Raw genomic sequence first — 11530 nt, 5'->3', positions numbered from 1 at the left:
CTTCCTGGTGGAGCACGAGTCCCTGGACCGGGGCTGGTACGCGGGGCCGGTGGGCTGGGTGGGCCCCGGGCGCGCGCACCTGGTGGTGGCGTTGCGCTCGGCGCTGGTGCGCGGGGCGAAGGCCCGGCTCTTCGTGGGCGCGGGCATCGTCGCCGGCTCCAGCGCGGCGTCCGAGTGGCGGGAGACGGAGATGAAGAGTCTGGCCATGCTGCGCGCGCTGGGGGGCCGGTGATGTCCCTGGACGCCAACCTCAACGTGCTGTGGTCGCGCGCGCTGCTGGAAGAGCTGGTGCGGGGCGGCGTGCGGCACGCGGTGGTGTGTCCGGGCTCCCGCTCCTCGGCGCTGGCGCTCGCCTGCGCGAGCACGCCGGGGCTGCGCGTCTGGTCCGTCATCGACGAGCGGAGCGCGGGCTTCTTCGCGCTGGGCGTGGCGAAGCAGTCGCGCCAGCCGGTGGTGCTGGTGGCGACGAGCGGTTCGGCGGGCGCGCACTTCTTCCCGGCCGTCATCGAGGCGGCCATGGCCCAGGTGCCGCTGGTCATCCTCACGGCGGACCGGCCGCTGGAGCTGCAGGGCTGGGGCGCGCCGCAGACGGTGCCCCAGGCGCGCTTCTACGGCGACTTCGCGCGGCTGTTCGCGGACGTGGGCCTGCCCGAGGCGAGCAGCGCCTCCATCGCGCACCTGCGCGCCACGGCGTCCGCCTCGTCGCGCTTGCTGCGGCAGTGCACCACGACGTCATAGCCGTCGCGGGCCAGGCGCAGCGCGATGGCGCGGCCGATGCCCCGGCTGGAGCCCGTCACCAGCACCGTCTTGTCACCCATCTGTGTTGCCCCTTCCCAGGTCCTGCCCCGGTTGCGGCTCGTAGACCGTCAGCGCCGCCGTGGCCACCTGCTCCGTCCCGATGCGCAGGGTGCAGTCGAACTGGCCCAGCCCGTTGTCCGCGGAGAACTGGCGGTGGACCTCCACGCGCAAGGTCTCCCCCAGCTTGAAGACGGGGCGGCTGCACTCGTAGCGGCGCGTGCCCAAAAGGAAGCCCACCCGGGGCGTGCCGCCGCGCCTGCGCGCGTGCCACCCGGCCCAGGCGGCCACGGCCTGCGCCATGTACTCGATGCCCACCCAGCCGCCCACGGCGCCGTCGGAGAAGAAGAGGCTGTCCTCGCGCACGGTGACCTCCGCGACCAGGGAGTCCGTGTCGCCCTCCAGGGCGCGGTCGAGCAGCCGCATGCGCCCCTCGTGGGGCACCAGCGCCTCGATGGGCTCGTTGATGACGATGCGCATCATGCGCGCTCCAGCACGAGGGCGGCGTTGCTGCCCCCGAAGGCGAACGAGTTGCTCAGCACGCGCTGGACCGGGCGCCCCAGCGCCTCGCCCGGCTTCACCAGCGACAGCGCCGGCAGTGAAGCGTCCACGGCCCCGTCCCAGAAGTGCGCGGGCAGCCGGCCCTCCGGGTTGTCCACGAGCGTGAGGTACGCGAAGGCCGCCTCCAGCGCGCCCGCGGCCCCCAGCGTGTGGCCGGTGAGCGGCTTGGTGGAGCTGGCCTTCACGCCCGGCCCCAAGAGCGCGTGCACCGCGCGGCTCTCCATGGCGTCGTTCTGCACCGTCGCGGTGCCGTGCAGGTTCACGTAGTCCACCTGCTCCGCGGACACCCCCGCGCGCCTCAGGGCCTCCTGGATGGCGGCCATGGCGCCCTTGCCCCCGGGCTCCGGCGCGGAGATGTGGTGCGCGTCGGAGGACTCGCCCCAGCCGGACAGGCGCACCGGCCCCGGCTCGCGCGTCATCAGGAACAGCGCCGCGGCTTCACCGATGTTGATGCCGTGGCGGTGGGCGCTCATCGGGTTGCAGCGCTCCTCGCTCACTGAGTCCAGCGCGCGGAAGCCCGCCACGGTGAAGCGGCACAGCGAATCCACGCCGCCCGTCAGCACCGCGTCCACGGTGCCCGCGCGCAGCATCCGCGCCGCGCTGGCCAGGGCCTTGGCGCTGGAGGAGCACGCGGTGGAGATGACGTAGGCCGGGCCGCCCAGGCCCAGCACCTGCGTGAGCGCCAGCGCCGGGGAGCCCAGCTCCTGCTGGTGCAGGTGGAAGCGCGAGGGCAATTCGCCCGTGGCCAGGTGGCTGGCCATGGCGACCTCGCTCTCGCCGATGCCGGAGGTGCTGGTGCCCAGCACCACCGCCACGCGCGCGGGGCCGAACCGGGCGATGGCCGCGTCCACCGCGGGGCGTATCTGCGCCAGCGCGGTGAGCAGCAGCGCGTTGTTGCGGCTGTGCTGCGAAGGGGGCAGGGCGTCCTGGGCCGCGAGCGGGGAGGAGACGACGCCCAGGTGCAGCGGGCGGTCCGCGAACCCCTCATGTGAAGCGACGCCGGAGACGGTGTCCGCGAACAGGGCGCGGGCCACCTCCTGCTTCCCGGAGCCCAATGCGCAGACGAGGCCCAGCTGATTGAGGAAGACGGGAAGCATGGGGTGTCACTCGTCCGCGACGTGGGACTCGATGGTGAGCTGGTAGTGCTCGGACAGGTTGGTGAGCTGCGTGCGCCCTTCCCAGCGCGGTGCGCCATCGTAGCGCACCGTCACCCATTCCCTGCCGTTCTTCGACAGGGAGCGCTGTCCCGGCCCATCCTCCAGCGTCCAGCCGGCGGGCAGGGCGGCGCGCACGGCGTCGGCCGGCCAGTAGACGAGCTGCACGTCCCGGAGCACCAGGGCGGAGTTGAACTGGGCGGGCAGGCGAGGGTCCCGCTCCTCGTCCAGGGTGGCGCCGTCCCAGCGCAGCGTGAGGATGCGCTGACCCATGGCCAGCCCGGCCAGCCGCAACCCGGCCGGGTCCACCTCCATCAGGGCCTCCAGGGAGCGGGGGCCGCCCGGGTCCTGCTCATGCGCGAACACCAGCCGCTGCGCCAGGCTCACGGACGCGCCGAGCGCGGCGGGGGCCAGGCGCAGCTGCGGCAGGGGCTCGCCGGGAGCGGCGGGCCTGGGCCGGGGCGTGGTGGTGCAGGCCACGAGGCCCGCGACGAGCAGGGCGGGAATCAGGCCGCGCACAGGGCCTCGAGCACCCCCAGGCGCCGCTTGCTGTCCGCGACGTAGGGGTTGTTCTTGTCCCACGCGTAGCCGGCGAGGATGGCGGAGATCATCCGGCGCACGTCCGGGGACGGGTTCGGGTGGAAGATGATGTTCTGGAAGCCGCCCTCGTACCAGGACTCCACGAAGGTGCGGAAGGTGTCCACGCCCGCCTTGAGCGGCTTCGCGTAGTCGTTCTCCCAGTCCACCTTCTCCCCGGCGAACTCCCGGGCGATGCAGGCCGACGCGAGGCTCGCGGACTTGAAGGCGATGGTGACGCCCGAGGAGAACACCGGGTCCAGGAACTCCCCCGCGTTGCCCAGGAGCGCGAAGCCCGGGCCCCACAGCGACTTCACGTTGGCCGCGTAGCCGGTGAGCTTGCGCGTGGGCGTGTCCCAGACCGCGTCCTTCAGCAGGTTCTGCAGGGACGGCGCTTCCTTGACGATGGCCTGCAGCCGCTCCGTGTCCGTGCCGGTGTACTGCTCCAGGTACTCCTTCTTCGCGACCACGCCGAGCGAGCACCGGCCGCCGGAGAAGGGGATGGTCCAGTACCAGACGTGCACGTGCTCCGGGTGCGTGGTGACGCGGATCTTGTTCCGGTCGAAGGTGCCCGGGGGGATGCGGTCCTCCACGTGCGTGAAGATGGCGCCGCGCACGGGGAAGTTGGACGGCGTCTCCAGGTTCAGCATGCGCGGCAGCACGCGGCCGAAGCCGCTCGCGTCCAGGATGAAGCGCGCCTGCACGCGGTACGTCTCGCCTTCGGGAGGGCGCACCGTCACCTCCGGCTTCTCGCCGGAGAAGTCCACGGTCAGCACCTCGTGGCGGAAGCGCACGGTGGCGCCCTTGCGCTCCGCGGCCTGGGCCAGCACGTGGTCGAAGTGGCCGCGCTGCACCTGGTAGGTGGTGCCCCAGCCGGGGCTGAACTTGTCGCGGAAGTCGAAGTCCGTGTAGCGCCCGGAGCGCTCGAAGGCCGCGCCGTTCTTGAACTGGAAGCCCGCCTCCACCACGTCCTGGAGGAAGCCGGCCTCCTCGATGTACTGCATGCTCTGCGGCAGCAGGCTCTCGCCAATGGAGAAGCGGGGGAACTGCTCGCGCTCCAGCACGAGGACCTCTCGGCCCTGCTTGCGAAGGAGGCCTGCCGCGACGGAGCCCGCGGGGCCCGCGCCGATGATGAGGATGTCCGCTGATTCAGTTTTCAATGGGTGGCTTTCCCGGGTGGGAGTCGGAAACAAGGGGTGAGGATCCAGATGGCGACCTCGCCCACCAGCATGGCGAGGCCGAACGAGCGCAGCGCGGGCGTGGCGGACAGGCCCAGCAGCCCGAAGGAGAGGAGCGTGCTCACGCCGGCCAGCGCCACCGCGAGCCACGCGGAGCCGTCACCGGGGTGCTCCAGGAGGAAGATGCCGTAGTCCACGCCCATGCCCAGCAGCAGCACCAGCCCGAGCACGGTGAACAGCTGCAGCGGCGCGCCCACCCAGCCGAAGAGGGCGAGCGTCATGAGCGTGCCCAGCACGGACGGGACCCACGCGCGCCACGCCTGGCGCCCGAAGCGGGCCACCAGCATGAGCAGCACCGCGAGGTAGCCCGCGGTGATGAGCCCGCCCATGATGCGGCGGTAGCGGCCGAGCAGGCTGGAGATCTCCGCCGTCTTGTCCACCCAGCGGATGCCCTCCAGGCCGTGCGCCACCGCTTCCAGGCGGGGCAGCACCTGGGGGTCGTTGAGGCCGCGCAGCATGAGGACGCTGTATCGCGCCTGGCCCAGCGTCCCCAGCCACTGCTGCCGGATGGCGCCCGCGGCGGGCCCGGAGAGGAAGCGCGAGGGCGTGAGCGGCTCCGGGGAGAACGCGGCGCGCGAGGGGGCTTCGCCGGTGGAGGCGCTGACCGCGGCGACCGCCTGTCCCTCCGCGCGGGCGCTCAGGGCCGCGTCCTCGCGCTGCTGCGCTTCGGAAGGGAGCCAGTCGGACACGGCGCGGTAGCCCGCGAACACCTTCTGGGCCACCAGCGCGTCCAGCTTCGTCTTCAGCAGGGCCTCGCGCGCGAGCACCTGTTCGTCGCTGTCGCCCTGCACGAGGAAGAACTGCGCCGGGCTGGGCAGCCCCAACAGGCGCCCCAGCTCGCGCTGATCCGCGATGAGGTTCGCGGGCGCGCCCTGCAGCTGGCGCAGGTCGTCCCGGGGCTCCAGCTTCCAGATGCCCACGGCCACGAGCCCCGCCAGGACCGCGCCGGACAGCCACCAGGCGGGAGTGGACGTGATGCGCGGCCAGCGGGTGATGGACGCGGAGAAGCGCTCCGAGAAGGACGTGACGGGCAGGGCGCCCGTGTCCAGCGACGGGAACCAGCACACCACGGTGAGGAACGCGGCGGTGAGGCCGGCGGCGGAGAACACCGCCATCTGCCGCAGGCCCGGGAAGGGCGCGACGCCCAGCGCCAGGTACGCCACCACGCTGGTGACGAGCGCCAGCACCATGCCGGGCAGGAGCGAGCGCATCACCGGCCCGCGCTCCGACGGCGCCTTGCCCTGGCGCGCGGCGAAGTAGTGGAAGCCGTAGTCCTCCGCCACGCCCACCAGGCTGGAGCCGAAGACGAGCGTGAGCAGGTGCACCCGCTCGAAGACGAGCGCGGTGACGGTGAGCGCCACCGCGCAGCCCAGCGTGAGCGACAGGCCCACGAGCACGATGGGCCTGAGCGAGCGGAAGGTGAGCCAGACGAGGAGGAGCACCGCCGCCAGCGACCCGAAGCCGATGGTGGACATCTCCCAGCTCGCCTGCGCGGCGGCGGCCTCCGCGTACAGCGGCACGCCCGCGGCCACCAGCCGCCCTCCGGGCACCGCGGCCTCCACCTTCGCCCGCGCCCGCTCCACCGCGGCGGTGACGCGCGACGCCGTCCCCCAGCGCGAAGGCGGACACCTTGCTCTTCCACGTGAGGAGCACCCACTCGCGGCCCTCGCCGGACAGCCACAGCCGGCCGTCACGGGGCCGGGCGGACGTCTCCGCCGCGCGGCCTGCCACCAGTCCTGCCACAGGCCCAGCGGATCCGCGTTCCAGTCCGTCAGCCGCGCGCCCGCGGGCTGGTACAGCTTCATCAGCGCCGTGCCGCCCAGCTCCTCCGGCGTCGCGCGCGCGAGCCACTGGCGCTGCGCGGGCGTGAGCAGCCGGTCTCTGTAGGGGCGGTAGAAGTCCACCGCCTGGTCCAGCGCGGAGGTGTCCACCACCGCCGGCTCCAGCAGGTCCGCGGACTCCGACAGCACGCGCGTGGCTTCCTCCGCGGCGCGCTGCGCGGACGGCCAGTCCTTCGCGCCCACCAGCAGCACCACCTGCCGGCCGGCGTCGTCCGCGAGCTTGCGCGTGGCGGCGTCCACCTCCGGCGCCTGCTCGTCCTCCGGCAGGAGCGCGAGCACGTCCGTGTCCAGGCGCGCCGAGCGCCAGAACTGGACCTGGTGCACGCCCACGGCGAGCACCACCAGCGCCCAGAGGATGGCCAGCCTATTTGCCAAGGCGTTCCGCTTCCTTGGCGTCGGGGGGCGGCGTCTGGGCCAGCTGCTCGAACGTGATGACGCTGCTGTCGCCGCGCGTCTCGTCCAGCCGCACCTGGCGCACGTACCCGTCCCCCTCCAGCTGGATGTGCTTGAAGACGCGCGCGAGCCCCGCGTCCGTGGGCACGAGCTCCAGCTTCCAGCCGGCGGCGCCCACCAGCGCGCCCGCCACCTTGAAGCGCTTCTGGAGCGACGCGACGTCACCCGACAGCAGCGCGAAGAGCAGCTCGTTCACCGCCGCCAGCGCGGGCTCCTTGGAGGAGTCCAGGTGGTAGGCCGCGCCGCCCGCGCCCTGCTCCGCGCTCAGCGACTTGCGCGTGAGCGTCAGGGTGGAGGCGAACGGCGTGCGCGTGTTCCACAGCACGCCCTGGTCGCGCGCGAGGAGGAAGTCCCCCCTGGACACGAGCGGCTTCTTGAAGCCCGCCACGGTCTTCTTCTGTTCGAACTGGCCGCGCACCAGCGGCGCGTCCACCAGCCGCGCGCGCACGTCCTTCACCAGGTCCGCCGCGTGGGCGCTCACGGAGAGCAGCGACAGCATCAACACGAGGAAGGGCTTCATCCCGGCCACACTCCCAGCTTCTTCCAGAGGACTTCCGGGCAGACGTACTGCATCTCCCCCGTCTTCAAGGACACGGCCACCTGGAGCGTGTGGGCCTGGTTCACCTTGCGCCCGGTGTCCGCGTCGCGCAGCAGGTAGTCGAAGCGAAGCCGGTTCTCCCACTCCGTGATTTCGGCGCGCACGATGATGCGCTGCTTGTAGGAGATGGGGGACACGTACTTGAGCTTCATCTCCACCACGGGCCAGCCGTACCCGGACTCGCGCATCTGCGGCCAGTCGTAGTCGTGCTTGCGCAGGATGACGGCGCGCGCCAGCTCCAGGTACTTCACGTAGTGGCCGTGCCAGACGATCTCCATCATGTCGAGGTCGTGGAACGGCGGCTCGATCTCCAGCTCGCAGCTCAGGTCAGGCTTCATGCAGCCTCCACTCGCGGCGGCGGATGGCGGTGATGAGGCCCTGCAGCTCGCCGTCCAGCGCCCGGTCCTCCACCAGGAGGGGGATGCGCGCCTCCAGGTCCGCGTGCATCGCGGCCATGGCGGGGCCGGGCTTCGCGTCCGCGTCCAGCCGCTGGCGCAGGGTGACGCCCTGGCGCGCGGCGATGAGCATGGCCGCGGCCACCTGCTCCGTCAGCTCCAGCACGCGCAGGCAGTCGCGCGCGGCGATGGTGCCCATGCTCACCTTGTCCTGGTTGTGGCACTCCGTGGAGCGGGAGAAGACGGACGCGGGCATGGTCTGCTTCAGCGCCTCCGCGGTCCACGCGGAGACGCTGATCTGCGCCGCCTTGAGGCCGTGGTTGATGGCCGCGCGGGCGCCCGTGGACGCGGAGAGGTTCGCGGGCAGCCCGTGGTTGAAGCGCGGGTCCACCAGCAGCGCCAGCTGGCGGTCCAGCAGGTCCGCCACGTTGGCCACCGCGTTCTTCAGCCCGTCCATGGCGAAGGCGATGTGCCCGCCGTAGAAGTGGCCGCCGTGCAGCACCCGCTCGCCCTCGGGGTCGATGAGCGGGTTGTCGTTGGCGCTGTTCAGCTCGTTCTCGATGAGCGTGCGGAAGTATGGCAGCGCGTCCTCCAGCACGCCGATGACGTGCGGCGCGCAGCGCAGCGAGTACCGGTCCTGGAGCCGCTGCTCGTTGCGCGGCGGCCGGTCCGTTACGAGGTCCGCGCGCAGCCGGGCCGCCACGCGCTGCTGGCCGGCATGGGGCTTCGCCGCGAAGAGCGTCTCGTCGAAGTGGTGCGCGTTGCCGGCGCTCGCCAGCACGTTGAACGCCGTGAGCCGCGTGGACAGGCGCGACAGGTACTCCGCCCGCTCCCACGCCAGGCACGCCAGGGCCGTCATCACGGCGGTGCCGTTCATGATGGCCAGGCCCTCCTTGGGCCGCAGCTTGAGGGGCGCGATGCCCAGCGACTGGAGCACCTGCGCGGCGGGCTTGCGCTCGCCCCGGTGCCACACGTCGCGCTCGCCGCAGAGCACCGCCGCCACGTAGGACAGGGGCGTCAGGTCGCCGGACGCACCCACGGAGCCCTCGGCGGGAATCATGGGCAGCACGTCGTGCTGGAGCAGCAGCTCCAGCTGGGTGAGCAGCGGCACGCCCACGCCGGAGAATCCCTGCGACAGCGACGCCAGCCGCGTGGCCAGCACCGCGCGCGTCTCCTCCGGCGTGAGGAACCGGCCCGCGCCGATGCCGTGGTACGTGTAGAGGTGGTGCGGCAGCTCCGCGACCAGCGCGGGCGGGATGGCCACCGTCACGGAGTCGCCGTAGCCGGTGGTCACGCCGTAGATGACGCCGTCCTCCGCCAGCAGCCGGTCCAGGAACGCGGCGCCCCTGGCGATGCGCTGGCGGAAGGCCGGGGCCGTGCCCAGCTCCGCCGGGCGCTCGCGGCGCGACAGGGCGCCCACATCCTCGAGCGTCAGCCGGGTGCCGTCGAAGCGGACCGGGGTGTCAGACAGTGGGGGGCTTCGCGGAGACATGCACCTGATCCCAGAAGGGAAAGAAGTTGAACCAGTCATAGGGCGCGCGCTGGAGGAGCGCCGTCACCCGGGCGGCGTAGTGGCGCGCGCAGTCGGTGAGCGCGGCCTCACGCTTGCCCGGGGCAGCACGACGCGCTCGAAGAGGCGCTCGAAGTGGATGGTGTAGCCGTCGCCCTCATGGATGCAGCCCAGCAGGTAGAGCGGGCACTTGAGCAGCGCCGCCAGCACGTACGGGCCCACCGGAAATGGCGCCGGGTGGCCGAGGAACTCGACGCTCACGGTCTGGCTGGAATTCACCGGGATGCGGTCGCCCGCGATGACCACGAACTCGCCCGCCTCCACGCGCTCGTTCAGCGCGACGGCGGTGGCCGGGCCCATGTCCGTCACTTCCATCAGGCGGAAGTCGTTCTCCGGGTTGAGGCGCTTGAGCAGGCGGTTGAACTGCTCCGCGTGCAGCGTGTGCACCAGGATGTTGAGCCGCACCTCGCCCCGGCGCTCGGCTATGGTGCGGCACAGCTCCAGGCAGCCCATGTGCGCGGTGACGATGACGCCGCCCCTGCCGGACTTCGCCGCCTCGTAGAGCTCCTCGCGGCCCTCGGTGCGCACGCGCTCGAAGCGGTAGCGGCCGCTCACCGCGAGCAGCTTGTCCAGCAGGGTCTCCGCGAACATCAGCACGTGGCGCACGCTGTCGCGCCAGCGGGGCTCGCGCCCCAGGCCTCCCGTCGCGGCCTGCATCCGCTCCAGGTACTCGCGCGACGCCTGACGCAGCGCCGGGCGCCGCAGCCAGTTCACCAGCACCACCGGGTAGAGGCAGGCGCGGAACGGCCAGCGGCCCAGCAGCCGGTGGACCCAGTACAGGAGCCAGATGCCAGCGACGAAGGTGGTCTCCCCCATCTCCGCCCAGTGGCGGGACTTCATCTCGCCACCTTCCGCCAGAGGAGCACGGGCAGCCGTCCCAGCATCCCGAAGAAGAGCCGGGCGTGCATGCCGGAGATGCGCACGTTGTCCCAGAGCACGTCGAAGTGGGAGATGCCGTCGGTGGGGTAGCGCACCTGGGTGGGCTGGTTGAGGATGTGCATGCCGCGCCAGAACAGGCGCACCAGCACCTCCACGTCGAAGTCCATCCGCTTGCCAATCTTCACCGAGTCGATGAGCGCCACGGTGGGCTTGAGCGGGTACACGCGGAAGCCGCACATGGAGTCGCGGATGGCGAACGACAGCGTGTTGATCCACACCCAGATGTGCGTGGCGTAGCGGCCGTACAGCCGGCCCTTGGGCACGGACTCGTCGTAGACGGGCGTGCCGCACACCAGCGTGTCCGGCTGCTCCTTCGCCAGCGCCAGGAAGCGCGGGATGTCGTTGGCGTTGTGCTGGCCGTCCGCGTCGATTTGCAGCGCGTGGCTGTAGCCCCGCTCCAGCGCCGAGCGCAGGCCCGCCATCATCGCGCCGCCCTTGCCCTCGTTCTGGGGCAGGCGGACCACCGCCACGTGCTCGCTGTCCTCGCGCGCCAGGCCGTCCAGCACCGCCGCGCAGCCGGGCTCGCTGCCGTCATCCACCAGCACGCAGGGCAGCCCGTGGCCGCGAACGGCCTTCACCACCGCGCCCACGGCCTCGCCGTGGTTGTAGACCGGAATCACCGCGCAGACCTTCATCCGACCGCTCCCCCCAACACGATGCGGCCGCTGGCGTGCGAGCCCGCGGCCGACGTCAACTTGAACCCCAGCCGCCCGGACTCCTTCGCCCAGGTGAGCTCCACCGTCAGCTGCGTGCCGGGGGTGATGACCTGCTGGAACTTCAGCGCCTCCAGCCGCAGGAAGTCCGGCGGCAGCGCGAAGTGCTCGCGGCCCAGCAGCAGCGCCCACTCCAGCTGCACGACGCCGGGCAGGATGGGCGAGCCCGGGAAGTGCCCGTCGAAGTACGGCGAGTTCGCGGGGACCTCCACCGCCAGCAGCGCGCGTTCGCCGGAGCGCTCCAGCACGCGGAACGGGGGACGCTTCGGGTCGAAGAGGGCGGTGAGCGCCGCCTCGGTGGACTTGCCCTGGGAGTTGACCGGCATGGCCTCCAGATACCGGAACCGGCGCGGCAAGGCACTGGACTCGAAATGCGGGGCCAGCTTCTCGCGCAGCGCCTGGCTGAGGGACCGCCTGCCCCCCGCCTCCTGGAGCCGCCAGCCTTCCGCGTCCGGCACGCCCACCACGGCGAGAGTCACCCGGTGGCCCTCCGTGAGGGGCAGCACCCGGGCCTCGCGCAAGAGCCCCCCGGCCACCAGCGCCCGCTCCATGGCGGAGAGCGACACGCGCTTCTCCTCCAGCTTGAGCAGCCGGTCGCGGCGCCCCAGCAGCTCGAAGCCGCCGGGCACGGCCCGCGCGCGGTCCTCCGTGGTGAACCAGTCGCCCGCGGGCAGGTGCGGCGAGCGGACCTGGAGCG

At 72.2% G+C, this 11530-nt stretch carries 12 protein-coding genes and 2 pseudogenes; 2 read left to right on the top strand and 12 right to left on the bottom strand.

The genetic code is table 11. The annotated features are described in order from the left end of the window. Together ACLEQD_RS25680 and ACLEQD_RS25675 are read left to right on the top strand one after the other, a co-directional pair. Positions 1–232: chorismate-binding protein (locus ACLEQD_RS25680; protein ID WP_410387591.1), on the top strand; the 232-nt coding region annotated here is incomplete at its 5' end. Further along, positions 232–696, top strand: a pseudogene (locus tag ACLEQD_RS25675) (thiamine pyrophosphate-binding protein); the annotation flags it as partial. The gene ACLEQD_RS25680 and the pseudogene ACLEQD_RS25675, both read left to right, overlap by 1 nt. On the opposite strand, the gene ACLEQD_RS25670 reads toward ACLEQD_RS25675, so the two are convergent. The 12 genes and pseudogenes from ACLEQD_RS25670 to ACLEQD_RS25615 form a co-directional block, all read right to left on the bottom strand. Then, positions 609–818: an SDR family NAD(P)-dependent oxidoreductase gene (locus ACLEQD_RS25670; RefSeq protein ID WP_410387589.1), complete on the bottom strand. Its 210-nt coding sequence runs from the start codon at positions 816–818 to the stop codon at positions 609–611. The pseudogene ACLEQD_RS25675 and the gene ACLEQD_RS25670 overlap by 88 nt on opposite strands. Continuing rightward, on the bottom strand, positions 811–1278 hold the full coding sequence (locus ACLEQD_RS25665) for a 3-hydroxylacyl-ACP dehydratase (RefSeq protein ID WP_410387588.1): 468 nt from the start codon (positions 1276–1278) through the stop codon (positions 811–813). Before ACLEQD_RS25665 ends, ACLEQD_RS25670 begins: the two co-directional genes overlap by 8 nt. Next, on the bottom strand, positions 1275–2453 hold the full coding sequence (locus ACLEQD_RS25660; RefSeq protein WP_410387586.1) for a beta-ketoacyl-ACP synthase: 1179 nt from the start codon (positions 2451–2453) through the stop codon (positions 1275–1277). The genes ACLEQD_RS25665 and ACLEQD_RS25660 overlap by 4 nt, the downstream gene beginning before the upstream one ends. Before the next feature lie 6 nt (positions 2454–2459). Further along, on the bottom strand, positions 2460–3029 hold the full coding sequence (locus tag ACLEQD_RS25655) for a DUF3261 domain-containing protein (RefSeq protein ID WP_410387584.1): 570 nt from the start codon (positions 3027–3029) through the stop codon (positions 2460–2462). Then, positions 3017–4246 (bottom strand): NAD(P)/FAD-dependent oxidoreductase, encoded by a 1230-nt coding sequence (locus ACLEQD_RS25650; protein WP_410387581.1) that lies wholly within the window; start codon positions 4244–4246, stop codon positions 3017–3019. The genes ACLEQD_RS25655 and ACLEQD_RS25650 overlap by 13 nt, the downstream gene beginning before the upstream one ends. Next, a complete protein-coding gene (locus ACLEQD_RS25645) occupies positions 4243–6540 on the bottom strand; it encodes an MMPL family transporter (protein ID WP_410387579.1) in 2298 nt (765 codons plus the stop codon). Before ACLEQD_RS25645 ends, ACLEQD_RS25650 begins: the two co-directional genes overlap by 4 nt. Continuing rightward, positions 6530–7138, bottom strand: a complete 609-nt coding sequence (locus tag ACLEQD_RS25640) for a LolA family protein (RefSeq protein WP_410387577.1) — start codon at positions 7136–7138, stop codon at positions 6530–6532. The genes ACLEQD_RS25645 and ACLEQD_RS25640 overlap by 11 nt, the downstream gene beginning before the upstream one ends. Further along, complete coding sequence (locus tag ACLEQD_RS25635) at positions 7135–7554, bottom strand: acyl-CoA thioesterase (protein ID WP_410387575.1); 420 nt, start codon at positions 7552–7554, stop codon at positions 7135–7137. The genes ACLEQD_RS25640 and ACLEQD_RS25635 overlap by 4 nt, the downstream gene beginning before the upstream one ends. Then, the gene (gene hutH / locus ACLEQD_RS25630) at positions 7544–9103 is read right to left on the bottom strand and encodes an HAL/PAL/TAL family ammonia-lyase (protein WP_410387573.1); all 1560 of its coding nucleotides are present in this window, start codon (positions 9101–9103) and stop codon (positions 7544–7546) included. The genes ACLEQD_RS25635 and hutH overlap by 11 nt, the downstream gene beginning before the upstream one ends. 63 nt (positions 9104–9166) lie before the next feature. Next, complete coding sequence (locus ACLEQD_RS25625; RefSeq protein ID WP_410387571.1) at positions 9167–10021, bottom strand: acyltransferase; 855 nt, start codon at positions 10019–10021, stop codon at positions 9167–9169. Further along, on the bottom strand, positions 10018–10755 hold the full coding sequence (locus ACLEQD_RS25620; RefSeq protein ID WP_410387569.1) for a glycosyltransferase family 2 protein: 738 nt from the start codon (positions 10753–10755) through the stop codon (positions 10018–10020). Before ACLEQD_RS25620 ends, ACLEQD_RS25625 begins: the two co-directional genes overlap by 4 nt. Next, positions 10752–11530: pseudogene (locus ACLEQD_RS25615) on the bottom strand (4-coumarate--CoA ligase); the annotation flags it as partial. The gene ACLEQD_RS25620 and the pseudogene ACLEQD_RS25615, both read right to left, overlap by 4 nt.

Origin of the sequence: Corallococcus sp. 4LFB (assembly GCF_046520365.1) — a bacterium.
Taxonomy (GTDB): domain Bacteria; phylum Myxococcota; class Myxococcia; order Myxococcales; family Myxococcaceae; genus Corallococcus; species Corallococcus caeni.
This window is presented reverse-complemented; position numbering and strand designations above follow the sequence as displayed.